The sequence below is a fragment of the Wolbachia endosymbiont (group A) of Volucella bombylans genome, assembly GCF_964026965.1.
GTDB lineage: Bacteria > Pseudomonadota > Alphaproteobacteria > Rickettsiales > Anaplasmataceae > Wolbachia > Wolbachia pipientis.
This window is the reverse complement of record NZ_OZ034717.1, coordinates 361071-385142: the sequence shown is the minus strand read 5'-3', so window position 1 is coordinate 385142 and position 24072 is coordinate 361071. Positions and strand designations below refer to the sequence as shown.

The 24072-nt window shown below is 34.2% G+C and carries 25 protein-coding genes and 1 tRNA gene; 20 read left to right on the top strand and 6 right to left on the bottom strand.

All coding sequences use genetic code 11. From position 1 onward, the window contains the following. Positions 1-5: 5 nt before the first annotated feature. A protein-coding gene (locus tag AAGD51_RS01995; protein WP_236514338.1) for an IS630 family transposase occupies positions 6-1017 on the top strand; the annotation gives its coding sequence in 2 pieces (ribosomal slippage) (positions 6-467 and positions 469-1017; 1011 coding nt in all). Positions 1018-1053: 36 nt separating this feature from the next. On the opposite strand, the gene AAGD51_RS07195 is transcribed toward AAGD51_RS01995, so the two are convergent. After that, positions 1054-1575 (bottom strand): IS5 family transposase, encoded by a 522-nt coding sequence (locus AAGD51_RS07195; RefSeq protein ID WP_410542054.1) that lies wholly within the window; start codon positions 1573-1575, stop codon positions 1054-1056. Further along, positions 1575-1877 (bottom strand): transposase, encoded by a 303-nt coding sequence (locus AAGD51_RS07190; RefSeq protein WP_410542053.1) that lies wholly within the window; start codon positions 1875-1877, stop codon positions 1575-1577. Before AAGD51_RS07190 ends, AAGD51_RS07195 begins: the two co-directional genes overlap by 1 nt. Positions 1878-2039: 162 nt before the next feature. On the opposite strand from AAGD51_RS07190, the gene AAGD51_RS01985 reads away from it, so the two are divergent. From AAGD51_RS01985 to rnc, 15 genes are all read left to right on the top strand, one after another. Further along, on the top strand, positions 2040-2342 hold the full coding sequence (locus AAGD51_RS01985) for a phosphomannose isomerase type II C-terminal cupin domain (RefSeq protein WP_338482799.1): 303 nt from the start codon (positions 2040-2042) through the stop codon (positions 2340-2342). 128 nt (positions 2343-2470) lie between these two features. Further along, a complete protein-coding gene (locus AAGD51_RS01980) occupies positions 2471-3208 on the top strand; it encodes a hypothetical protein (protein WP_341810481.1) in 738 nt (245 codons plus the stop codon). Then, entirely contained in the window at positions 3183-3680 is a 498-nt protein-coding gene (locus AAGD51_RS01975) for a hypothetical protein (protein ID WP_236514324.1), read from the top strand. The genes AAGD51_RS01980 and AAGD51_RS01975 overlap by 26 nt, the downstream gene beginning before the upstream one ends. Before the next feature lie 280 nt (positions 3681-3960). After that, on the top strand, positions 3961-5190 hold the full coding sequence (locus AAGD51_RS01970) for a lipoprotein-releasing ABC transporter permease subunit (RefSeq protein WP_006279924.1): 1230 nt from the start codon (positions 3961-3963) through the stop codon (positions 5188-5190). Beyond that, positions 5183-5914 carry a hypothetical protein gene (locus AAGD51_RS01965; protein ID WP_038250643.1) on the top strand — a complete coding sequence of 244 codons (732 nt, stop codon included), beginning with the start codon at positions 5183-5185 and terminating at the stop codon, positions 5912-5914. Before AAGD51_RS01970 ends, AAGD51_RS01965 begins: the two co-directional genes overlap by 8 nt. Further along, positions 5911-7131: a hypothetical protein gene (locus tag AAGD51_RS01960; RefSeq protein ID WP_006279922.1), complete on the top strand. Its 1221-nt coding sequence runs from the start codon at positions 5911-5913 to the stop codon at positions 7129-7131. The genes AAGD51_RS01965 and AAGD51_RS01960 overlap by 4 nt, the downstream gene beginning before the upstream one ends. Positions 7132-7329: 198 nt before the next feature. Beyond that, positions 7330-8202 carry an ATP synthase F1 subunit gamma gene (gene atpG / locus AAGD51_RS01955; protein WP_010081973.1) on the top strand — a complete coding sequence of 291 codons (873 nt, stop codon included), beginning with the start codon at positions 7330-7332 and terminating at the stop codon, positions 8200-8202. A gap of 18 nt (positions 8203-8220) precedes the next feature. After that, positions 8221-9555 carry a TldD/PmbA family protein gene (locus tag AAGD51_RS01950; protein WP_010081974.1) on the top strand — a complete coding sequence of 445 codons (1335 nt, stop codon included), beginning with the start codon at positions 8221-8223 and terminating at the stop codon, positions 9553-9555. A 174-nt stretch (positions 9556-9729) separates the two neighbouring features. Further along, the gene (locus AAGD51_RS01945) at positions 9730-9981 is read left to right on the top strand and encodes a cold-shock protein (protein WP_006279919.1); all 252 of its coding nucleotides are present in this window, start codon (positions 9730-9732) and stop codon (positions 9979-9981) included. Between the two features lie 53 nt (positions 9982-10034). Continuing rightward, the gene (locus tag AAGD51_RS01940; RefSeq protein WP_173862906.1) at positions 10035-11243 is read left to right on the top strand and encodes a DEAD/DEAH box helicase; all 1209 of its coding nucleotides are present in this window, start codon (positions 10035-10037) and stop codon (positions 11241-11243) included. Between the two features lie 203 nt (positions 11244-11446). Continuing rightward, positions 11447-13753, top strand: a complete 2307-nt coding sequence (locus AAGD51_RS01935) for an AAA family ATPase (RefSeq protein WP_236514322.1) — start codon at positions 11447-11449, stop codon at positions 13751-13753. 64 nt (positions 13754-13817) lie between these two features. Then, positions 13818-14714: a class I fructose-bisphosphate aldolase gene (locus tag AAGD51_RS01930; RefSeq protein ID WP_038228077.1), complete on the top strand. Its 897-nt coding sequence runs from the start codon at positions 13818-13820 to the stop codon at positions 14712-14714. 5 nt (positions 14715-14719) lie between these two features. Further along, positions 14720-14791: transfer RNA gene (locus AAGD51_RS01925), tRNA-Cys, on the top strand. Positions 14792-14921: 130 nt separating this feature from the next. After that, positions 14922-15989, top strand: a complete 1068-nt coding sequence (locus AAGD51_RS01920) for a quinone-dependent dihydroorotate dehydrogenase (protein WP_077188430.1) — start codon at positions 14922-14924, stop codon at positions 15987-15989. A gap of 90 nt (positions 15990-16079) precedes the next feature. After that, a complete protein-coding gene (rnc, locus tag AAGD51_RS01915; RefSeq protein WP_006279914.1) occupies positions 16080-16778 on the top strand; it encodes a ribonuclease III in 699 nt (232 codons plus the stop codon). Between the two features lie 296 nt (positions 16779-17074). Here the strand turns inward: rnc and AAGD51_RS01905 are convergent, their stop codons facing one another. The 4 genes from AAGD51_RS01905 to AAGD51_RS01890 all read right to left on the bottom strand — a co-directional run bounded on the left by AAGD51_RS01905 (position 17075) and on the right by AAGD51_RS01890 (position 21470). Then, complete coding sequence (locus AAGD51_RS01905) at positions 17075-18457, bottom strand: IS66-like element ISWen3 family transposase (protein ID WP_007548562.1); 1383 nt, start codon at positions 18455-18457, stop codon at positions 17075-17077. A 149-nt stretch (positions 18458-18606) separates the two neighbouring features. Beyond that, the gene (locus tag AAGD51_RS01900; RefSeq protein WP_006279913.1) at positions 18607-19149 is read right to left on the bottom strand and encodes a hypothetical protein; all 543 of its coding nucleotides are present in this window, start codon (positions 19147-19149) and stop codon (positions 18607-18609) included. A 109-nt stretch (positions 19150-19258) separates the two neighbouring features. Next, positions 19259-19789 carry a phospholipase D family protein gene (locus tag AAGD51_RS01895; protein ID WP_049973633.1) on the bottom strand — a complete coding sequence of 177 codons (531 nt, stop codon included), beginning with the start codon at positions 19787-19789 and terminating at the stop codon, positions 19259-19261. A gap of 856 nt (positions 19790-20645) precedes the next feature. Continuing rightward, entirely contained in the window at positions 20646-21470 is an 825-nt protein-coding gene (locus AAGD51_RS01890; RefSeq protein WP_236514321.1) for a hypothetical protein, read from the bottom strand. A gap of 167 nt (positions 21471-21637) precedes the next feature. Between AAGD51_RS01890 and AAGD51_RS01885 the strand changes: the two genes are divergently transcribed. From AAGD51_RS01885 to AAGD51_RS01870, 4 genes are read left to right on the top strand one after another with little or no spacing between them, the layout of a single operon-like run. After that, on the top strand, positions 21638-22276 hold the full coding sequence (locus tag AAGD51_RS01885; RefSeq protein ID WP_077188431.1) for an HAD family hydrolase: 639 nt from the start codon (positions 21638-21640) through the stop codon (positions 22274-22276). Beyond that, complete coding sequence (locus tag AAGD51_RS01880) at positions 22276-22770, top strand: RDD family protein (RefSeq protein WP_077188432.1); 495 nt, start codon at positions 22276-22278, stop codon at positions 22768-22770. Before AAGD51_RS01885 ends, AAGD51_RS01880 begins: the two co-directional genes overlap by 1 nt. Before the next feature lie 59 nt (positions 22771-22829). Then, positions 22830-23306: a bacterioferritin gene (bfr, locus tag AAGD51_RS01875; protein WP_077188433.1), complete on the top strand. Its 477-nt coding sequence runs from the start codon at positions 22830-22832 to the stop codon at positions 23304-23306. A gap of 1 nt (position 23307) precedes the next feature. After that, the gene (locus AAGD51_RS01870) at positions 23308-23949 is read left to right on the top strand and encodes an SURF1 family protein (protein ID WP_077188434.1); all 642 of its coding nucleotides are present in this window, start codon (positions 23308-23310) and stop codon (positions 23947-23949) included. The last annotated feature ends 123 nt before the right edge of the window (positions 23950-24072 follow it).

Sequence of the window (24072 nt, the reverse complement as noted above, 5' to 3'; positions counted from 1 at the left end):
TTTAAATGGCATTAAGATCAAAATTATTGGATGAAAAAGTAGTAGAATCAGCAAAAGAAATGCTGAAGAAAGTAAGGAATAATGCATATGTTTCAAAAAAACTAAATGCTGTAATTGCAGCAAAAAAGTACAGTATAACGGCTGTAGCAAAAATATATTGCATTTCAAGAAGCGCACTAACTTCGTGGGTAAAACTCTTGAAAATTGGCAGAGAAGAAAAACTGTTTGCTCCTTCACAACGTCGTAGAAAAACTAAATTAAATCAGGCTCAACTACAGCAAATTGAAGAGTGGATAGAAGAAAATCCTAATATCACCATTAAAGAAATGAGAATAAGAATCCAGGAAAAGTTCGGATTAAATATCAGCAAATCTACAGTACACCGCCATATGCAAAAGATGAAATTCTCATATATTACACCAAGACCAGTTCATAATGGACAAGATAAAAGCAAACAAGAGGAATTCAAAAAAAAATCTCAATGGAGCTATTAGCAAGTATCCAGAAAAAGAGCTATTTTTCTTTGATGAATCATGGTTTGGCACACATTCAAAAGTTGGACATGGGTGGTTTAAAAAGGGGATTAGAACACAGGTTAAAACAAAATTAGGTAGGCAAAATTTCTATCTCTATAGTGCAGTTAATCCTAGAAATCGAGAGAGTTCTAGCTTATTTGCACCAAATGTCAACACTGATTGCATGAACATATTTCTTGAGCAAATTTCGCAATATCTAGAAACACGAGAGGCTTTTCTCGTTATGGACTGTGCTAGTTGGCATAGGTCAAAAAATTTAAAGGTACCTAAAAATATCGACATTATATACCTACCTCCATACTCACCTGAGCTAAATCCTGTTGAGAGGCTTTGGTTATATATAAAACAGAACATTTTGCGCAATAAAATATACGATACAATTGCTCTACTTGAGGGTGCTTTGTGCAAATTTATTACTTCTCTTGCCAGCTCCACAATTAAACAACTCTGCAATGTTTCCTATTTGACTGGACAACAATGAGAATTGGTATTAGAGGTTGTCCGGAAACTAGTAAATTCAAGCATATTCCCTCTTTAACATAACCCTACTCATAGCTAGGTATATGAAATTCTCAGTGGATGTTGTGAGTAAATCATACTCCTTCGATAGCCTTCTATTCCTATTAACCCAAGCAAAAGTCCTTTCTACAACCCATCTTCTTGGCTGTACTTTAAACCCTTGTTCTCTTGTTGGTAGTAGCTCAGGTGGCGTATCTTTGTGCACCCAAAATCTACATGGAGGCCTTGTAACAATTTCAATATCTATGTCATATTCTTCCTTTATGTGATTCTTTAAATTTCTTCCTTGGTATCCCATGTCAGCCCACATTTTTTTAACTTTAGTATATTTTGTTCTCATATTGTTTAATGCTATTTTAATACCATCTCTATCATTTTCGTTAGCAGCGCCTACGTAACAACCTAGTATAAAACCCTGAGTGTCTGTAATTATATGCCTTTTTCTACCCTTTACTTTTTTACTTCCATCATAGCCTTTGATCCCCCCTTTTTCCGTGGTTTTTACCGATTGACTGTCCACTATGCATGCGCTCGGCTTCCCATTTTTGACCTACTATATTTAGTGATATCATAATTCATTTTCTCAAAAATTCCCTGCTTCTTCCATTGCCTGAACTGCTCATACACAGTCTTCCATAGCGGAAAATCATTTGGTAAATACCGCCATTGACACCCTGTACGCAATACATAGAAAATTGCTTCTAATATTTCTCTTTTGCTATACTTTGGCGGCCTTCCTCCTTTCTTGTATGATACTCTGAAGTGTTTTTCTATTCTTGCCCATTCCCTTTCGCTTAGATCTGTTGGATACTTTTTTCTCATCTTTACCCCGTACTAAAATTTCAGATATTATAGCCTTTTACTTGTTTCCGGACAACCTCTAAGCAACCAAACAAAAGTCTAATTTCATTTATTCATAAAGTTAAGAAAGTAAAGGTGATAAGGAAAGAAGTTAAACCATGGGGATTTTGTAGTATAATTTTAATGAGCGAAAATTTTCTTATAAAATATCTTTTTATCAATCCATTAAGCTGCACTTCTAAGCAATTCCATCACTATAGAGATGAATACCATATAGTGCTATCAGGAGTTGGATATGTTAGTTTAGAAGACAAAGAATATGCTATAGCAAAGGACCATATGATAGAAATCCCAAGGGAAGTTTCCCATAGGATTGAAAATAGAAGCACAAGCTTTCCACTTGAAATAGTTGAATTTCAGATAGGAGAGCATTTATCTGATAATGATATAGTGAGATTGGATGATGTATATGGAAGAATATGGTAACGCCATAAATGCATTTGTTGGCAATTTATAATATGGGTATAGCTGCTTTATGTAAAAAATAATATTTACTAAATCTTAATATTTTAAACCTATACCCATATTTTAATAAATAATGAGTTGTAATTAATATGAAGGATCCATTTAAAAGTGACAATTATAGAGAAAATCTCGGTTTCCTTAAAGAAGCTATAAAAGCAAGAGATGAGTTAGTAACTATTAGACATTATAATAAAACGGTAAGGGATTTATCTCAGGCATTAAAGCGTTTTACAGATAAGGCAGAAGATGTAGCTAAGTTTGTTATACGTAGTGACTCAATTGATTATGTAAAATCGATGAATGGAAAGCCATCAGGTCTTAAGATATTAAAGGAAATATTGAATAGAATCTCGGGAAGAAATGTTCCAGTTAAGAATATAAGTAGTTTTATTGATAAATTACCTCCTCCTACTTCAATGACAATCTTTGAATATCTAGAGGCTTATCGTAAAATTTCAGGTTTGGAGCAAGTTGAAAGAGGAAATATTGCAATAGCTCCAGAAAAGCCAGAACGCAGTTTTCTAAAAGAAGATAGACAAGTAGAAGTTAATTATAATGATTCAGGCCATGGAAATTCATTAGATGAAAAGCCTGGATACAAAGAGATATCAAATTATCAAGAGAAGAAGAGTAAAATTTTAACAGAAAATTCACAAAGTTCAAAATCGCCTAGAGAAGAGCTAATTTATGTAACAGTTCCTAAAGAACATATGGAAGCAAAAAGAGAACTTAAACAAAAACAACAATCTAAACCTCCAATATTGCCAAAATCATCAATAGCACCCCCATTGCCAAAAAAAAATGTTTACTGCTGGTCAAGAAGTTAGACAAAAACCAAAAGTAGTAGGAACTGTTCCTAAATCAACTAAAGATAAACCTGAATTACCACTAAAACTTAAAAAGTTAGGTCATACTGATCAAAAATCAAGCACAAAGCTAGAAATGGTAGTATCTTCTATGGAAAAAGAAATTAATTATAATATCGATATTAAAGTACAAGAGATAAGAAAAAAATTCAAACAAAATCAAGCAAAAGAAAGTCCTAATGCGCAAACTATTGAAAGCAGGACCCCTCCTGTTGCACAAGTGAATATAGATGTGGAGAAAAAAACTAGGCCATCACCAAAAGTTGCTTCCCAATCTCGCTTATTTCCAATGAGGGATGAAATATCTCAGATGAATCCCTTATCAGCAAAATCTGATCCGAGACCTCATGTTAGCAAAAATGCTCTTCTCACAGATGTAAATGTAAAGCAACTAGTTGTACAATTTGAAAATTATGGAAGGAAAGAATTATAACTTATTGAATAAACCCAATAATATTCTTGATTTTTTCTATGTTATAAAAGCACAAGCTCTCCACTTGAAATAGTTGAATTTCAGATAGGAGAGCATTTATCTGATAATGATATAGTGAGGTTGGATGATGTATATGGAAGATTTTGAAATTCTAATGTTAAAGATACTCTATAAGTCTGCTAAATTTAAGGAAGCAAAAATCTCTAGTTTTTAAATAAAGAAAAGTCTACAATTATACGAAGTTTCAAAAATATAATGTCTAACCTCAAAATATTTTGTAATGTCCATTGCCTTTGAAATTACTATGGCTGCTTGCTATTTGCGAGCAAGAAATGCCAGATTTTGCTCTATAATGACTTTGTTCTCTATTATCGGCATTGCCCTTGGAGTTGCAACACTAATAGTGGTGATGTCTGTGATGAACGGATTCAGAGCAAAGTTGCTTGACTCAATACTTGGCATTGATGGCCATATTAACGTTTATTTTGATAGGAACATAAATTCAGATTACTACGCAGTTTCAAAATCTATTGAGAGAATTCCTGGTATATTAAAAGCTACTCCTATGACCAATGATCAAGTTATTATTGTAGCAAATGGTAAAATTGCAGGTAGCGTAGTGCGAGGTGTGTCAACTAAAGATTTGCTTGATAGTACTGCCGTTACAAATAATGTAATTATAGGTGATGTAAAAAAATTTGATGAAGGGATAATAATAGGAGCACGCTTAGCAGAAGTTTTGAACATTGACTATGGCGACGAAATTACGTTTATATCATCTGAAGAATTTGATGCATTACTTGGTGAAATGCCGCGAATGAAAAAATATAAAGTTATAGCAATATTTGATATGGGTATGTTTGAGTATGATAATACCTTGATATATATGCCTCTAAAATCAGCACAAGCCTTTTTTAATTATAAAAATAGCATAAAAAATATAGAAGTACTTGTAGACGACGTTACTAGAGCTGATAAGCTGGCAGATGCTATAGAAAAAGAAATAGGAATGGAAGCTGAAAGTTGGCAATCACAGCAAAGCCATTATTTTAGTGCTTTAAAAACTGAAAGAAATGTGATGTTTTTAATTCTCACTTTGATTATAGTTGTAGCAGCGTTTAATATTATCTCAAATTTAATGATGATAGTGCAAGAAAAGAAATCCGCGATTGCAATTATGCGTACATTTGGTGCAACAAGTGGAAGCATTATGCGTATATTTTGCGCTTGTGGTCTATTAATCGGTTTTACGGGAACTTGTCTTGGCTGTATTATAGGTGTCGTTTTTTCTCTCAATATCGAAAGCATTAGAGTGTTTTTAGAAAACATTACTAACGTCAAGCTGTTTGATCCTATGATATACTTTTTTTCAAGTTTGCCAATGATATTAGTTCCTCAAGATGTAGTGAACATTTCTGCACTTGCATTATTCTTATCATTTTTAGCGACAATTGCTCCTGCATTGCAGGCAGCTGCACAAGATCCTGCGGAGATACTACGTTATGAATGATACTCAGCAAAAGTACATAGGTTGGTTCTTAATTGTATTGTTATTTACCGGTTACATCACAATAAATAACATAATCTTTTTAAAAATAAATCAGCAAGAGAGTGAAAACAATGTGAAAGCTTTAACGGAAAACATGGATGAATTTAGAATGTTGCTTGAAGTTAATCAATCTAGAATAGAAAAAAAGATATTTGACCTCAAGAGAAGTCAGCATACTCAATGTGAGCAAGGTGATAATAACTCAAGATGTAAGAACCTTGCAAAATTGCTATTACTTGTGGTTAAAATGAAGAATTCGTTATTGCGAGAAGCAAAATTTGATAACCATATAAATTCAATAAAGCCTTTGATATCAGAGCTTGACGATCCAGAGATAGAAAATGCAGTAGATGAATTAGAAAATTTGAAAGAGATAAATACCTTACACGAATTGAAGTTATCTTTTGAAAAAACTATTGATACTATCGATTACAACAAAAGTACATTGTCTAAAAAAATCATTTCAAACTGGATAAAGGTAGACGACCGAAATGATCCATTAAGAGTAAAATTCGCAGAAATTGAGGAGTCAATAAATGATAATGATTGGCAAAATATAACTGTTACAGTAAGCAATTTAACGCATTCAGAATTCAAGCCATGGCTGAATAAATTGAATGGTTTTATTGTAGCTTCTAAGAATATTTCAACAATATATCATCACTTATTACAATATATCTCATGATTTATTTTATAATTTTCGCTTTTTCGTTTTTATTTGGTATATGGGTCAAGGTAAGTGGTGAAGTAATAAAATTGGAATTAGGCAATTACACTATAAGTATTGATCTATATTTCATTATTTTTACTTGTGTAGTTTTATTATTTTTATTAATTACACTTGTACGCTTTTTTTCCTCCATTTCATCAACATTTGCCAACATAAGAAATAGAAGAAGGGATAGGGAAGAATTGCTTCTCTTTGAAGCTTTCTTTAGCATAGACTTAGACAATATAGAGAATGCCCAAAAGCTAGTTAAAAGTCTGAGTGAGGAGAGCGATAGGTTGTCTTTAATAAAGCTCTTTAACTCAGGTAAGACGGGAAATTACAGCTTTTTCAGTAACGGTTTAACAAATATTGCAAATAAAAATCGTAACTTAGCTCTACTTCTAGCCAATAAGCTGATTGTCCACCTCAAACAAGAAAAAGTAGTCTTTCAAAAATTTATAGAATATTGCTCTAGTTCAATTAACGATAAAATGCTATCTATTCCCTTTCAAATAGAGCATGGCATATTGAAAGAAGATTGGATTAATGCAATTTTGAGGTTGAAGGAAGCAGTTAAGTCCAATATTTTTCTCCCCTTTGATCATAAAGAAATGTTTGCAGTGTTTTATTGCGCTTTAGCAAAGCAATATGAAAGTAAAGGAAATTTTAAGGAGGCTATAAAGTCTTTATTTAGAGCACAACGTTATAGTGCAATTTTTCAGCCCATCAATTATTTAAAGGCAGAATTATATATTAAACTTGGAAAAATCAGAAAAGCTTCTGCAGTGCTAGAGGCAGAGTATACAGTAAATCCTACTCCTCAGTCAGCTAAAATGTACATCAATTTAAATAGTAAAGGTGCTGAAAGACTATACAACTTACGCCCTGATTATTATTTTAGTTACTGCTTACTTGCTTTGTCCTCAATGAGTTCAGGTAAATATGATCTTGCAAGTCAATATTTAGACACTGCTATGAAAAAAGCTAATTACATGTCAATCTACTTTATTGTAATACAACTCAAGGTTACATTGCAAGAACACGACAAGGTAATTTATTGGCTAAACAAGATGGGCTCAGAAGCTTTGCCTGATCCAGGCTGGAAATGTAAAAATTGTAACAGGGAACTAGAACAATGGGATCATAAGTGTTCAAGTTGTAATAGTTTTAATTGTGTTTATTATATATTATAAAATTCCACAAAGTGTAGAAATTACCATTAGGCTACTTTCACATTGATATTGCTGAAGTTAGAGCACTTTCTTAATATAATCCTTATCTCCAAACAATAAACCTGCAAGTTTCTTAGCTAGACTTGGTTTTAATGTCAAAAAAACTTGCTTTTAGACACTAACAGTTATATATTTTAATAAATCAGGGTTGTATACAAAATGAAGAGCTTAAAGGAATTATCCTTAAGAATTAAGAATATTAGGTCTGTACAGAAAACCACGAAAATAATGCAAATGGTTTCTGCAGCAAAGTTGTTACAAAGCCAAAAGAAGTTATTAAATTCAAAATTATATGTATCTAAGCTGCATAACATTATTTTTTCATTAATGCTATCAGTTGATCAAGAATTACTGGCAAAAATTCTAAATGTCAGTAACGACGGTTCTTACCTAGTATTCATTATTGCGTCTGATCGTGGCTTGTGCGGCAACTTTAACTCTTCTATTGTCAAATTTAGTCAAGAGCGTGTAAATAAGTCAATCGCAAATGGCAAAAAAGTAGATATTGTATTTCTTGGTAAAAAAGCTTTTGATGTAGGTAAAAATAGATTTGACTCTAAAAGTATCTTAAAAATTGAAAATAGTAAGGGAATCACGTTAAAGCACGTAGAAGCTTTGGTTGATGGTATAGATTTAAGTAAATACGATAAAGTTAAAGTTTTTTATAGTAAATTCTATAATACCTTCACGCAAAAACCAATGTTGGAAACAATAAAACCATGGAGTAAAGACTCATCCTTGATTGATAGCTCTCTGGCTGGTCCAACAACAGATTACGGCTATGAGTATGAACCACAAAATATTGAATTTATTTTAAAATCTTTGGTTCAAGATTACGTTGTAATTGCTCTTTACTCTGCTTTACTTGAAAGTGCAACGAGTGAGAATAGTGCTAGAATGGTTGCTATGGAATCAGCAAACAGAAACACTAAAGAGATACTGAACAAATTAGCATTGCTTTATAATCGTTCTCGTCAAGCAGCGATTACGACTGATTTAATTGAAGTTATAGGTGGTGCAGAATCTTTATAGAAATCTAAGGAATAGAAAATGAATATATTAAATATTGCAGCAGATATTACTAAACTAATAAAAAAGCAAAATCAAGATGCGGAAGTTACAATATATGAAACTAATAAGACTTCAGTTTCTCAGCGTCTATCAAAAATTGAGCAAATATCACAATCTAAAAATTGCACTGTAGGAATCAGAGCTATAGCAGGTAAAAACAAAGCTGCGTATATTTCTACAAACGATTTGAATAATCTGAGTGATACAGTAAGCCAAGTGGTAGAAATGGCAAAGAATGCGCCAGAAGATCCTTGCATTAATTTTGCTGTAAATGGTAGTAATTATATCTCTTCTGCAGATTTAAGTATCTCAGATAATAATGTTGTAACCGTTGATAACCTAAAAGAAATTGCTGAAGCTGCAGAAAATTCAGCCCTTGCACATAAGAGTATCACTAATTCTGAAGGAGCCTCTTCTTCATACGCTTTAGTGAATACAGTATTATCGACTGTTTCTGGTTTTATTGGCTCGTTTAGTAAATCAACCTTTGCTAATCAGGTCTCTGTTGTTGCTGGAAGAGAAAGTGAAATGAAGGTTGGTTACGATTATGATATAGCATGTAATTTTAGTGATTTAAAGTTGCCAGAGTTAATGGGAAAAGAAGCAGCAAAAAGAGCAGTTGATCAATTGAATTCACGTACAATGAAAACTGGTAAATTTCCAGTTATTTTTGAAAAAAGAGCAGCAAAAGGGCTAGTAAAAAGTTTTGCTTCTGCTATAAATGGGAGCAGTATTATAAGCAACAGTTCTTTCTTGAGGGGTAGTTTAAACGCTCAGATTTTTAACGATAGAATTAATATTATCGATGATCCATTGTTGCCAAGAGGCATAGCATCGAGACCATTTGATGGAGAAGGGATAACTAGCAAGAAAAATATATTTGTAAAAAACGGAATATTACAAAATTGGATTTTAGACTTATACTCGGCTAGAAAATTAGACTCAGAAACAACCGGAAGTGCAACTCGTGCAAGTAATGCTGCAGTTATTCCTGCAGCTAGTAACCTCTACATTGAGAATGGTGATGTATCGTTTGAAGAATTAATTCAGGAAGTTAAAGAGGGAATATATGTAACTGATTTATTTGGTTTTGGTGTCAATTTAATCAATGGCGATTACAGCCAAGGCGCTTCCGGATTTTTTATAGAAAATGGAAAAATAACGTATCCAATACATGAGATTACCATTGCTAGCAATTTGAAGGATATGTTTAGCAATTTAGTCGTTGCAGATGATCTAACTTTTTGTGGGCAATTTAATTCACCAACGATTAAAGTTAGCGAAATGACGGTTGCAGGTTCGCTTAACGATTAAAAAATTTATTTGCATCAAGTACAACAATTGTGTATTATTGTCATGTAATGTTAAGAATAGACTATGGAGTATAAAGGTTTAGTTTCAATAGCTAAGCTTAAAGCATTCTCAATCGTAATTTCAAAGTTTTTCATCACATTAGTAATGTTAGTTAATAATTTAGGAGTTGTTTAAATGGAATTTGGTAATGTAAAATGGTTTAATGCCGAAAAAGGCTATGGTTTCATCAAGCCAGAAGGTAAAGGGGGTGACGTTTTTGTACATATTAGCACATTGGAACGTTCGGGAATAAGACCTGAGGCACTTAAAGGAGAGAATAAAGAGAAGGGAATAAAAGGAGAAAGGGTGAGTTATGAGGTTAAAGAGGAGCGCGGTAGAAACGGAGAAGATAAAAAATCTGCAATAAATTTAAGATTGGAAGATTAATCTATTATGAAGTCTTTTAACAGGATTAACGTATTGTGAATAATTTTCATGAGATGGGTCTCCCAGCTTCGCTTAGACAAGCTCTAGATAAAAATAATCTTTTCGTCCCAACTCCGATTCAAATACAAGCGATTCCCTTAGCGCTACAAGGTAAAGATATTCTCGGATCTGCTCAAACGGGGACTGGAAAAACTTTAGCATTTGCTATTCCGTTGGTTGCTAAGTTGCTGAATGAGCCTAACACTGGTTCAGCTTTAGTCATCGTGCCAACCAGAGAGCTTGCGCATCAGGTAACAAATGAGATAAGAAAACTCTTATCTCAAAATTCTGCACTAAGGGTCGCTTTGTTGATTGGTGGTGAGCCTATTTTTAGGCAGCTAAATCAGCTTCAGAAAAAACCACAAATTGTAATAGGTACTCCTGGTCGTATTATAGACCATATTGAGCGTAAAACTTTGATTACTCGCAATGTTAGCGTTCTTGTGCTTGATGAAACGGATCGTATGTTTGATATGGGCTTTGGAGTTCAGATTGAAGAAATTATGAAGCATTTGCCTAAAATAAGGCAAACTCTTATGTTTTCTGCAACTCTTCCTGGAGATATAGTAAAACTTGCTGAGAAGTACCTTAATCGACCAGAACGTATTTCTGTTGATTGTGAGGCTACAACTTCTGTAAAAATTAAGCAAGAAATTGTTTATGCATCAGAATCAGAAAAATATGAAAAGCTTGTTACACAACTATGTCAGCGCGAAGGATCAATCATTATCTTTGTCAAAACAAAGCGAGGAGCGGATCAGCTAGCTAACAGATTGCACAAAGATGACTATAGCGCTTTAGCAATTCATGGTGATTTAAGGCAGCACAAGCGCGAAAGGGTCATTAATTCTTTTCGTCGTGGCCGTAATCAAATCATGGTTGCAACAGATGTTGCTTCTCGCGGCCTTGATATTCCCCACATTCAACATGTTATCAATTATGATGCACCACAATCGCAAGCTGACTATATTCATCGTATAGGTAGAACTGCACGCGCTGGAGCTGAAGGGTATGCGCTGTCTTTTGTTACACCTCAAGATAAGAGAAGACTGCCTGCACTGGCAGACAAAGAAGGAGAGCTAAATTTTGATTGTAGTGTGCAATTTAAAAAACGTAACAGCAAAAAGGTCTTTAAAAGGCCAAGTACGTTAAAGACTAAATACGGTAGAAAAAAGATCAATGCATTTAAGAAGAAAAGCAGAGTACTAGAAAAAGCGTATTAAATAGGATTTACCTACAATTTGATAAGCGTAAAACTCGTCATTCCGCTACTCATTAGCGGAATCTATGCTGAGATATTGCGGTGCTATGACGTAGATCCAGAGTGGGATTCAAATTGGCTACAGCGAACTGCTGGATTTCAATTTTTTTAATAATTGTGTGCTATTCATTATATATGAGTTCCCACTTTTAAAGAGAATAGGAGATGATTTCCAAAAACTTAGAGGCAAGTTTGAATAGAGCACTATTCATTGCTTCTAATTTTAATCTTAAATATGCGAAAGTAGAACATTTATTGCTGGCGTTAACTAAAGACGTGGATGTAAATTACGTTTTATCAAGATGTAATATCAGAGCCGATGAAATCATCAGTATGGATAACATTCTATCAAGATGCAATATTAAGGCTAATGATTATAATAATAATATAAAAGGGTTTTTACAAAGCAGTTCTGAATTGATTATCAGTGGAGTTAAACCTAGCTCAATGTTTCAATGCATAATACACAGAGCAATAATACGGGCTCATAGCTTGGGGAAAAAAGAAATAAATGGAGCAAGTGTTCTAGTAGAAATTTTGTCTGGGCAAGATTTATACGTTGAAGATCTATTGCAGAAACAAAGTGCGAAAGATTCCAATTTGATTTACCACATATCTAACATGAAATATTCTAACGATATAGATGAATACACCACTAATCATAAAGTAAAACTTGATAAAAATAATGATGCTCCTACTACAGTAAATAAAGGTGAGCTACTAAAAGATGAGGAAATTCTACAAAGTTATTGTAAAAATTTAAATGACTATGCAAGAAGCAAAAAAATAGATTATGTTATTGGTCGTGATTATGAATTAAATCGCACTATAGAAATATTATTGAGGCGTAGAAAAAACAACCCTTTATATGTTGGAGATCCAGGTGTTGGCAAAACCACAATAGTTGAGGGTTTGGTACTCAAAATCATTGAAAACAGTGTTCCAAGTGCGCTCAGGTCCAGTATAATTTATGCTTTGGATTTAGGGTCACTCCTTGCAGGGACACGCTATAGAGGTGATTTTGAAGAGAGAATAAAATCTATAATAAAAGCGATTGAGGCAAAACCAGGTGCTATCCTTTTTATTGACGAAATACACACTATCATTGGAGCAGGTTCTACAAGTGGTAGCTTTCTTGATGCAGGTAACCTACTCAAACCTGCGCTTGCAAGAGGTACACTGCGTTGTATAGGTGCAACCACATATAGAGAATACAGCGCTAGTTTTGAAAAAGATAAAGCACTAGCGAGAAGGTTTCAAAAAATTAATGTTAAAGAATCTTCTGTTAATGAAACGATAAAGATACTAGATGGTATAAAGCACTACTATGAAGGGTATCATGGAGTATATTATACAAAGAATGCCATTAGGTCTGCGGCTGAACTTTCGCATAAGTATATTACTGGGCGAATATTACCTGATAAAGCGGTTGATGTTATTGATGAGGCAGGGGCATATTGTAAATTGCTAAGAAACAGGGGTAAAATTGTAAATAGTAGAGATATTAAGAATACCATTACTAGAATTACAAATGTGCCTTGCGGATCTGAATCTGATGATTTGCAGAAAGTAAAGTCTTTAAAAGCTAATCTAGAGAAGGTGATTTTTGGCCAAGAGCAGGCAATAGAATCTCTTGTTAATTCTATTAAAATTGCTAAATCTGGGTTGAGAAATTACAATAAGCCTTTAGCAAATTATCTTTTTGCAGGGCCAACCGGTGTTGGTAAAACCGAGCTAGCAAAACAATTAGCAGAAAGCATGGGCATGAATCTTATACGCTTTGATATGTCCGAATATATTGAGTCTCATACGATATCAAGGATGATTGGTTCTCCTCCTGGATATGTAGGTTATGATCAGGGTGGATTACTCACAGAGTCTGTATCTAACAATCAATATAGTGTTGTGTTGCTTGATGAAATTGAAAAGGCCCATAGCGATATCTATAATATATTGCTACAAATTATGGATTATGGTTGTGTTACAGACACTTACGGACGTAAAGTTGACTTTTCCAATATAATCTTAATTATGACAACTAATGCAGGAGCAGCTGAACGCAGCAAAAGTTTTGTTGGCTTTGGGCATAAAAAATTTAACACTGGTGATAGTGAAAAAGCGATAGAACAGGTTTTTAGCCCTGAATTTCGTAATCGTCTTGATGCGATTATTTCTTTTTCCGACTTAAGTACGGATGTGATTTTGCATATTGTGGATAAATTTATCCTAGAACTGAAAAAGCAACTGACGCAAAAAGGCATAAACTGCTTAGTAGAGGATGAAGTGAAATCTTATCTTGTACAAATGGGTTATAGTAAGGAAATGGGAGCACGTCCGATAGAGAGACTTATTGAAAAAGAGATAAAAAGTTACTTAGCGGAAGAAATACTGAATCGTAAATTAATAAAAGGAAAGAAATTAAGAATCTATATGAATAAAGTAAAAAATAAAATTGCTTTTGATATAGTTTAAAATCCTTGTATTGAACTTCATCTTTGTTACAATCTATAACTTAAATTCAATTTGAATTATAGTGATAAGTGATAAAGTAAAACAAGTCCTAAGCTACTACGAAAGTGAAAACCCTGGGGTAAAAGCAAATCTTACTCGTATTCTCATGCATGGAAAGCTTGGCGGCACTGGCAAGTTAGTGATTCTGCCAGTAGATCAAGGATTTGAGCATGGTCCAATTAAAAGTTTTGAAGTTAACCCTGATGCTTATGACCCACATTATCATTTTCAGCTTGCGGTTGATTCGGGAGTAAGTGCATATGCTGCTCCACTTGGTATGATTGAAGCTGGTGCTGCAACTTATGCTGGAATGCTCCCACTTATTTTGAAACTTAATAGTTCCAACTCTTTACATTCAAAGGATCTAACCTCTGATCAGGCAATAACCTCTTCTGTGAAAGATGCGCTGCGTTTGGGATGCTTAGCTGTCGGATTTACTATATATCCTGGTTCTGCTAAGTGTTTCGATATGATGGAGGAAGCCCGTGGAATCATAGCTGAAGCCAAATCTTATGGACTTGCAGTAGTGCTATGGTCTTATCCACGCGGTGAAGGGATTTCCAAAGAAGGTGAAACAGCAGTTGATGTTATTGCCTATGCTGCGCACATGGCAGCTTTGCTTGGCGCTAATATAATAAAAGTAAAACTTCCAACTAAATATTTGGAAAGGGAGAAAATAGAAACAGAAAATATTGAATCATTATCTAAAAGAATTGAATATGTTAAAAGGTCTTGTTTTGCAGGGAAAAGAATAGTAGTTTTTTCTGGTGGTGAATCGAAGGAAGTAGATAACATATACAATGAAGCGAAAGAAATTAAGCAGGGTGGCGGTAATGGTTCAATCATTGGACGTAACACTTTTCAACGCAAAAGGGAGGAGGCTTTATCTATGCTAAAAGATATAATGGATATCTACACATAAAAAACGGCTGGGTGGCAGAATGGCTTATGCGGAGGACTGCAAATCCTTTTATACCGGTTCAATTCCGGTCCCGGCCTCTTTCATTCTCTATATCTTGTAAAAGTTGCTCAATTCAACAGTAGCTTTAAGTGTGTAACCTATAGAGAAAGCTTATCCATAGTAAAATCAATTTCTTTTCAAGTTATGGTTATACTCTTATAGCGTTTCATGGTAAAAAATAAACTAAAAATAAGCAAAGTGTTTTACAAACGTAATTTACTATTTTTACTACCGCCCGAAGTTGCTCACTCTTTGGCAATTATGGCATTAAAGAAAATACCTTATAAGAATCCTATAGAGCTACCAGAATCTTTGAGTGTGAATTTTTTTGGTAATAAGCTCAGAAGCCCCGTAGGTCTGGCTGCAGGTTTTGACAAGAATGCAGAAGTTATAAGGCCTATGCTCTCATTTGGTTTTGGGTTTATTGAAACTGGTACTGTAACTCGTAATCCACAATATGGAAACAAAAAGCCAAGAATTTTTCGGTTAATTAAAGATCAAGGGGTAATTAACAGATTGGGATTTAACAATAAAGGAATAGACTATTTTCTTAAACAAATAGATGAAACCAAGCTTGATGACTGCATTTTTGGCATCAACATAGGAAAAAACAGTACATCAAAGGACCAAATCAGCGATTATGTTGACTTAATAAAGATAGTATATGGAAAGAGCAATTATATAGTGCTGAACATCTCATCCCCAAACACGCCTAATTTACGCAATCTGCACAATAAGCAAGAATTATCGGAATTGTTGAAATCCGTAACTCTAACCCGAAAATCAATTGATAATTCTAAATCCATACCAATAATATTAAAAATCTCACCAGATGTAGATCAGCAAACGAAAGAAAATATCGCTGAGCTTGCGTTGGAATATAAGATTGACGGATTAACAGTAAGCAACACTACGGTAAGTAGAGATAATCTGCATTCTCACCATAATGAGAGTGGTGGGTTGAGTGGCAAACCGCTGTTTAAACTTTCAACCGAGTTATTGGGCGATATGTACAAATTTACTAAGGGCAAAATATTATTGATAGGGTGCGGAGGAATCTCAAGTGGTGCTGATGCATATAAAAAAATAAAGGCAGGAGCTTCTTTGGTGCAGTTGTACACTGCTCTCATATACCACGGACCTCAAGTTGTAAACAAAATTAATCTAGAACTTGCAGAACTAATAAGGAGAGATGGATTTAGTAACATTAGTGAGGTGGTGGGTTGTATACATTAATTTTGGAAGTTGGTGGTATTATTTTAATAAAATAAAACTAATTCTCTGGTATAAAGGTGGTAGAAAGTGCTTTTCTTTTAAATAATGGGTATGAAGAGTTTGAATGATGCAATATCTAAGATCATTGATTATAAATTTACAAATTATGCAATATTAGAAGAGGCACTAACTCACCCAAGCGTAAATAAAAGGAATAGCAAAAACCAGATTGTAAGCTACGAAAGACTAGAGTTTTTGGGCGATAGTGTTTTGAATATGGTTGTATCTGCCACACTGTTTAAACTATTTCCTGAAGAAAAAGAAGGAGCATTGGCAAAAAGAAAGACGGATTTAGTTTGTGGCAACACCATTGCTAATGTTGCTAAAGAAATAAAATTAGGCAGCTTTATCATCATGAATAATAGTGAACGCTGCAATGGAGGGAGATGTAACTTAAAAAATTTAGAAAACTCGCTTGAAGCACTAATAGGTGCAATTTATATTGATGGCGGGCTTGAAAATGTTGAAAAATTTATTATCCAATATTGGGAAAAGCTAGCTAAAGGCATGCTTGATCCCCCTCAAGATCCTAAAACCTCACTGCAAGAGTGGACTCAGAAAAACAAATTGCCTTTACCAGAGTATGAGCTTGTAAAACAAACTGGACCAGCGCACAATCCTGAATTTACTATATCAGTTTGCATAGAAGATTATGGTAAAGTTTCTGCATGCGCTTCTAGTAAAAAGATTGCTGAACAAAAAGCTGCTGAGTTGATGCTAGAAAAAATTGGAAAAGACGCTTCAGTTTAGGCAAAATAGGCATTAATGTAAATTTTAAGGAAGCTAATAGCGTTTAGGGTAAATGGTCAATTTAAGGAGAAGCATAGTATTATTCATAAAAAAGTTGATCTACCAAAAATCAAGCCTTATGTAGTGGAATATCAATGGCTGTTGTCGGAGATGCGGAAAAAAAGAAGTAGCAAGTTACCAAAAGGTGTTATGCCAGATACATTTGGTCCAAGAGTTGTTTTGTGAAGTTGACAGAGTCAAGGAGAATGAAAGTTTTAAAAAATAGCATATTTTTTGTATCCGTTCAGGAGAGTGGTTTAAGAAACAATAGATAGGAGATTTTGGAAAGGATTGAGACCCCTTTGTTTCCAAGTTAAGTATAATGAAATTATCCGCTCAAGGAATGTATTTCCCCGCTTTGATTGTGTAAAATATGAGTTTTTGCGATAAACGACATAATGCCGAATTTGCCGTTCAGCGTGGTTATTTGTCAGCGGAATATTTTCTGGGTCATCTAAAAATTTCCACATCATTCTTTCAGATCTCAGAACATTTTTTGCAACTCGAGAGGCTCCAATTGCTTCAGGTAAACGAGATATCTCCTTCAAGTAATACTTTGTACGTTTTCTTAATTTTCTGGCACGTCTGACAAACCTCAAAACATCTATCTCACTTTTTAGTAAAGCTTTTTTTAGTGCAAATAATTCAGTGGCCACGTTTCTCAAGTAACAACCCAGAACTTTAACTTCAATATTCCAACTATGTGCTAATCTTTCAAAATCTCTTGATAAATGTGCCCAACAGATTTGCCTGTTTTTATCGGCAAAATAATTGTATGCTGCATACCTGTCAGTTATTACCAAGCTATTGCGATTGCAGAATTTACTATTTTGTAAAACTTTCATTCCTCTTGACTCTGTAAATTTTACAAAACTTGCCGTATTGCTTGCAAACATCCAACACCAAGCGAGTTTACCTTTGTTATAATGGCTCGTTTCATCAATATGTAGAACTTTACTCCTACTTATCTCTTGTTCGATCTGCTCATACATTTTTTTGCATTTTGAAGCAACTCTATGTTCACTATTTGATATGCTACCGACGCTTATGTTCAAATTGAAGATATCATTTACGACACTCGCTATTTCGCGTTTTGAATTTTTGTAGAATCCGCTGAACGCTGCAATTATTGACTTAACCCTTGGACCAAATGTATCTGGCGTAACACCTTCCGGTAACTTGCTACTTCTTCTCTTTCCGCATCTCCGACAACGGCCATGTTCTAACTGATATTCCACTACATAAGGCTTGATTTCTGGAAGATCAACTTTCTGATGAATATATGGTTTTTCACATATTGCAATTTCTCCTCCGCATTCGCAAGTATTAGGCAACTCTATCTTTACTACTTTATCTGCATCCATGTTGGCGCGAAAACTTCCTTTATGACCAACCTGACCGCCAATATTCCTTTCGCTTTTCGGCTTATTCTTTTTTATTTTATACAACTCTTTGGAACTTGGTATTGATGAATTTTTTGAGCTTAAACCGAGTCTTTCTCTTAACTCAGCATTTTCTATCTTTAAAGCCTTATTTTCTGCTTTTAAACTTTCATTCTCTTTTTCCAATCTTTCTATTTTTGCTTCTAACCTTTCTATTTTTTGCTGTAAATTTTTGCAAAGTTCTAAAAGGTTTACCATATTATTTCACTTTTGCTCTATGATTATCTTTTTAGATCACCTTGTCTACCTTATTCTGCCACTCCGCTGAACGGATACTATTTTTTAATTATAAAAATTTGATATTAACTGTTGTTGGTTGATTGAGTAAAAACCAGTGAATGGTCACGTTAAAACATATTTTTAAATTTCTGCCAAAATCCTGGTTTATTATCATTAACCTTTGTAAATGTTATATTTAAACTGTATTTCGGATCATTTGGCACGTCGTATTTTATGCTAAATGTTGAAACTTTATCGTTATTGTAAATATGTACATCATCATATGATAGCTTTGTTGTGTAACACTTTACATACTTTTGCTTATCATGCACTAAATCACCTGACTCCCTTTCTAGTTCCACAAATTTCGTTTTTTTCTGACATTCCTTCATTTTTATTAAATCCTTATCTAGTGATATTGAAACTGGCAACGTATTTCCAGCATATTCTTTAGCTAAAAGTTCACTTTGAGGATACATTTTTATTTCCCTGCCAAAATGTGAGTCTATGAAATTATTACTCCAAAATTTATCGCCAGAATGCACGTACTCATCAGTAGCATACGGCACCCCACCATAATTGCATTGAACTTTGTAATCTCCAACACCGTTGTTTTGAAAAAAATCATGAATAGCAGTGTAGCTACCGGCAGCATCATTTATATAATCCATTACTTTATTCCTTAAATTTTTAGTTCATTATATCATAATCATTATGCCAATCAATCAAAAAAGCTCTCCCTTGCTGTTTTTAAAACTGATTTTGAGCAAGCGCTCTCGATTAGTTGGGAGCGTATTTGTAAGATTGTGACATTCGTGCCTCCCAGTTTTTCACATACTGCTGAATCAATTTAGGATAATCTGTAATAATTAATAAATTTTCAGCATTTCCTTTTTTAGCTGTCTTACTAAGGTTAAATGACCCTGTGATGACTTTTTGATTGTCAACAATCATTATCTTATTATGAGCAATCTTTGGCTTATCATCGATCCAAATTGGTACTCCACCTGAAAATAATTCATTTATAACACTATATTTTGAGTAGAGTTGCGATTTATCTAAGATGACTTTAACATCAACACCGCGTTCTTTAGCATTAATCAAAGATTTTGCAACTGTTCCAAGAGTAAATGTATATTCTTGAACTAAGATAGATTTTTTAGACTGATCTATTACGTTGATTATCGGTACAGCACAATCTTCTCCAGGTGAAAAGCAAACCGTAGCTTTTGGGCAGGGCGAAAATATAAAACCCGCATAGTAATACAGAGAAAAACACATTAACAAGAATAAAAAGTGAAAAAGCCTCACAACAACCCACCCCCGGATATACGGCGATAGGCTACATTATAATTTAATCACCTGTCAATAGACTTCTTGCATAGTTTTTGGCAACAACCGTTAGAAACGAAAAAACTTACTTGACAAACTCCGCCAGCCCCCTTATCATGAAACTGAAGGTATTCAGTTATCTTCATCTGTGCAGATTAAACAGCAAGAAAACAACGTAGTTGGCGTCTTATTTTTAATTTTTTGCACTATGTGCACCTTATGTCTTCACAATATTTCTAGGTTTTTACCTACACAAGCTGAAACGCGCTTATAAGTCGTTTAAGACAGTATAGTACGCCAATTTGCAGGATTAGGGAGTGACAACTAGCTAACACGGGGTTTCTTTTGCCTTTTTTTCTGCTTAGTAAATTTCTTAAACATTTAAACTAAGGTGAGTTGCATTTAAAAGCAGCTAAATTGCAGTGTTTAAGACTTAAAAAACGCCAATGTTCTAAAATAGATATTAGCTGGGGCTTCTTTTGCCTTTTTTTCGCTTGGTAAATTTCTTAATGTTTATAGCTAACATGAAGCTAAGTACGAACTTTGTTAAATACAACAAATGGTGTCATCCCAGTGCTCCTTTTTTTGTCATCCGAGTAGCTGACACTGGGATCTATTTTGCATGTAACTCCAATTGTGTTTTGGCATAAAACGCGACGCGTATTAGACTTATTTGCAAGCAAAGCTTGCTAGATCCAAGTAGTCAGGGCACTGGGATGACATCATAGGGACACTGCGATGACACCCTGACAATCGTCATCCCGCTACTTGTTAGCGGATGAGATACCGCGGCGGTATGACGGTTCGTGGCGGTATAATGAAGCTTGAAAGCGGATCACCTTTCACGACCCGTGTTTACTTCATTCACTTTAGGAGTATTAACAGGCGTTATTGCCGGGTTCTCAAGCTTTGTTGCCTGCTTCAAACCCTCGCTTACACTTTTGTCCTTTAAAATTTCATCAAGCTGCTTACTCTTTTGTTGCTCTTCGTTATTTGACGTATCTCTTTGAGCATCTTCTTTCATGCCACGAGCATTCTCTACATCCTTTTCACCTTCACCTAAAAATTTTTCTAATATTTTCTTAACAAAGCGCTTCAGAAGACTCAAAAACCCTTCTTCTTTTTGATTTTCTTGTGGTTGAGGCGTGTTATCTTTTTTGTCCGGCTCAGTGTTGAGCTTCTCTTTTACAGAACTCTTGCTCACTGAGGGATTAACGGTTTGTGAATCGTGCTCTGATGCTGTTTGCACAGAAGCTTCAGTAGTCTTTTTTTGTGTATTATGTTCAAGGTCTTTAACTGCTGTTGTAGTTTTTCTCGGAGTGCCTTGGAGTTTTTTGTCACTTTTTGGCTCTGCAACTTTTTCACTTGTGAAGATGCCCTTCCCTTTATATTGTTGGTCAAGCTCAGCAATTCTTTCAAAATCTTGACGTACTTTTTCATCTGCACGTCCTTTTTGACTTTCAAATTTCTGACTCAATTCTGCAACGTTTTTCATTTTGTTCTCAAGCTCCTTACTTTTCACAGCTTTTAGAGCCTCTGTTCCTTTTGCGATATAATTAACCTTCTTTTCTAATGAGGTACCTTCTGGAAAAGCACCTGGAGAACGTTCAAAAACATCTTTAAACTTTTTTTCAACACTTTCTTTAGATGTCTGGGCCATACCTGTTACCTATTAAAACATATCATATAATCAGTATATTAGCTAATTATATAAAAAACAGTTAACATAACTTGTGGTAAAAAGTGTTTATCAAGGGCGTCCTATTTATATCTTTTTCATTAAAATGCTATTTACTTATTAAGTTAAAATGTATAATTATGTAAGAAATGAAAGATAGCCCATTAGTAGTAGTATTCGATTGGGATAATACCTTAGTTGACACTCAAGATAACATTTTTAATGCTATTAAGCATACCATAAACTCAATGGGGTATAGTAATAAAGCTGCTGATAGAAATTCCCATGAGTCGAGAAAGAGCTATATGGTCAATTTGTTTGGCGATCAGTGGAAAAAAGCAAATCACATATATCAACAATACTTAGATAATGCGCTATTACAAAACATTGCTCTGAATCAAGGAGTAGAGGAAATGTTGCAGACACTGAAAAGCCACAATGTTTATCTAGCAATAGTAAGTAATAAGAAAAATACTAATTTACGTGAAGAAGTTACCTATTTTAAACTAGATTCTTACTTTGAAAGAGTGGTTGGGTCATGCGATACTGCAGAAGATAAACCATCTGCAACCCCACTGCTATTTGCATTAGAAGAGAGTACGTTGCCTATAAATAGAGAAAATGTGTTTTTCGTTGGTGATAGCATCACAGATGTTCTGTGTGCACAAAATGCCAATTGTTTACCTATTATATACGGTCAATCAATAAGCGGTTATGAAGATTTGTTATGTTTTCAACATTTTGATAAACTTACAGATTTTGTAATAAAGTATTTAGAAGATAGGTAATGACCGCTGTTACAGAGATTGCCAGTATAACAAGACGCTTTTGCGCGTATTTAATAGATGTAGCAATTTTATTAATTCCAACTTTATTAATTATACTGCTATTAGAGGATTCTCCGTTGATCTTACATCTATCATACATGTGTGTAAATTGTAGTTACTTCACATATTTTATATCTTCAAAGGCCCAAGCAACTCCCGGTCAACAGTTAATGAATATGTATACTATCAATTTAGATAATTCTAAAATAGACTTGAATTTAGCGTTTGACAGAAGCTCTTCCCAGTTTTTTCTTCCTTTGTTAAACAGTGTAGTAGTTGTCCTTACTGAATTTTTGCGAGATCAGGAAGTATTAGTGAATGTCTTGAGTGCATTGAAAGTAATTATAGTGCTACTCACTCTCTGCTGGTATCTAGTTGCTTGCTTCTCTAAGAAAAAACAGACATACCACGACATGCTATTTAATACGGTTGTTATCAAAGGAACTATTAAATGAGTTGCTATAACTATCGTTATCATATAAATTATGCTGATGAATTGAACTAAGGGAAGATTATGAATGAAGAGATAGTAAAACATTTGAACAAATTATTGACCAATGAGCTGACTTCTGTACGCCAGTATCTTTTGCATTTTGCGATTCTCAAAAACAATGGAATTAATAGACTTGCAGAAAAGGTAAAAAATGAGCTTAACGAAGAACTTGAACATGCAAACAAGTTGGCAGAAAGAATTTTGTTATTTAAAGGAGTCCCAAATTTTCAGGATACAAACGAAATATCAAAGTATGATGGAAAGTTTACAAAAGACACAATACGGAAAATCTTAGAAGCTAATTTGAAATTAGAGGGAAAAGGTATTAAGGATATCAAAGAAACGATTTCTATCGCTGAGAAAGAAAAGGATTTTGTTAGTGTAATGTTATTAGAAGAGATGTTAAAAAATGAAGAAGAGCACTTTCATTGGATTGAGAAACAGATCGATCTTATTGAACTAATGGGTGTTGAAAACTATTTAAGAACACAAATATAGAGTGTTAAAAAAGATAGTATTTATTTTAATTATACCTTGCTCACTTCTTTTTTTATTAGGGTTATGGCAAATATTCAGATTGAACTGGAAGAATAATATTATTAAAAGTATGAGTCTTCCAGTGGTTCATCTATTGCCCAATAACGACCTTGAAAAATTTAACTATAGGCATGTCAAGATTGATGGGATTCTAAGTGATATAGAACTATATGTTTTTGCAGGGCAACACGGCTATCACGTGCTGTCTCCTATGTTGCTCACCACTGGACGTTACATGTTGGTGAATAAAGGAATAGTTAGAGAAAAAAAGGAGAAAAAAGTAAAAATTGAAAAAGTAGTTGCAGATGGAATTTTATATTGCGATAGCAATAAAAGTAAAAATTGGTTTATCAAGAACGATACTGCTTCGAATACATGGTTTACCCTGAGTACAGAAGAAATTTCCAATGAGTTAGGTATTAAGCTAGAGAAGTGTGTATTGTGGCCGAACAATTTTGGCAGCAAAGTAGCTATACAGCCAATGAAGCATTTGGAATATGCAATCACTTGGTTTGCACTTTCCTTAACTTGGTTGATTATGTGCGTAATTTACTATAGGCAAAACCTCAATGTATCTGTTCAGCAGGGTGGCAAAATAAGGTAGACGAAAAAAGACAACTATAGGAACAAATGGGTGTCATGCCAGTGCGTGACACTGGCATCCAGTCCTTTTGCACAGTTCCATCAAAAACGTTGTAAAGCGCTTTCGTGTTTACCAACTTAGTGC

Coding starts and splice junctions, on each gene's coding strand:
- AAGD51_RS01980 (WP_341810481.1), top strand. CDS start 2,471: ATGAAGGATCCATTTAAAAGTGACAATTATAGAGAAAATCTCGGTTTC.
- AAGD51_RS01900 (WP_006279913.1), bottom strand. CDS start 19,149: ATGGATTATATAAATGATGCTGCCGGTAGCTACACTGCTATTCATGAT.
- AAGD51_RS01885 (WP_077188431.1), top strand. CDS start 21,638: ATGAAAGATAGCCCATTAGTAGTAGTATTCGATTGGGATAATACCTTA.
- AAGD51_RS01985 (WP_338482799.1), top strand. CDS start 2,040: ATGAGCGAAAATTTTCTTATAAAATATCTTTTTATCAATCCATTAAGC.
- AAGD51_RS01950 (WP_010081974.1), top strand. CDS start 8,221: ATGAATATATTAAATATTGCAGCAGATATTACTAAACTAATAAAAAAG.
- bfr (WP_077188433.1), top strand. CDS start 22,830: ATGAATGAAGAGATAGTAAAACATTTGAACAAATTATTGACCAATGAG.
- rnc (WP_006279914.1), top strand. CDS start 16,080: ATGAAGAGTTTGAATGATGCAATATCTAAGATCATTGATTATAAATTT.
- AAGD51_RS01880 (WP_077188432.1), top strand. CDS start 22,276: ATGACCGCTGTTACAGAGATTGCCAGTATAACAAGACGCTTTTGCGCG.
- AAGD51_RS01920 (WP_077188430.1), top strand. CDS start 14,922: ATGGTAAAAAATAAACTAAAAATAAGCAAAGTGTTTTACAAACGTAAT.
- AAGD51_RS07190 (WP_410542053.1), bottom strand. CDS start 1,877: ATGAGAAAAAAGTATCCAACAGATCTAAGCGAAAGGGAATGGGCAAGA.
- AAGD51_RS01970 (WP_006279924.1), top strand. CDS start 3,961: ATGTCCATTGCCTTTGAAATTACTATGGCTGCTTGCTATTTGCGAGCA.
- AAGD51_RS01975 (WP_236514324.1), top strand. CDS start 3,183: ATGTTTACTGCTGGTCAAGAAGTTAGACAAAAACCAAAAGTAGTAGGA.
- AAGD51_RS01905 (WP_007548562.1), bottom strand. CDS start 18,457: ATGGTAAACCTTTTAGAACTTTGCAAAAATTTACAGCAAAAAATAGAA.
- AAGD51_RS01940 (WP_173862906.1), top strand. CDS start 10,035: ATGGGTCTCCCAGCTTCGCTTAGACAAGCTCTAGATAAAAATAATCTT.
- AAGD51_RS01935 (WP_236514322.1), top strand. CDS start 11,447: ATGATTTCCAAAAACTTAGAGGCAAGTTTGAATAGAGCACTATTCATT.
- AAGD51_RS01945 (WP_006279919.1), top strand. CDS start 9,730: ATGGAATTTGGTAATGTAAAATGGTTTAATGCCGAAAAAGGCTATGGT.
- atpG (WP_010081973.1), top strand. CDS start 7,330: ATGAAGAGCTTAAAGGAATTATCCTTAAGAATTAAGAATATTAGGTCT.
- AAGD51_RS01960 (WP_006279922.1), top strand. CDS start 5,911: ATGATTTATTTTATAATTTTCGCTTTTTCGTTTTTATTTGGTATATGG.
- AAGD51_RS01890 (WP_236514321.1), bottom strand. CDS start 21,470: ATGGCCCAGACATCTAAAGAAAGTGTTGAAAAAAAGTTTAAAGATGTT.
- AAGD51_RS01965 (WP_038250643.1), top strand. CDS start 5,183: ATGAATGATACTCAGCAAAAGTACATAGGTTGGTTCTTAATTGTATTG.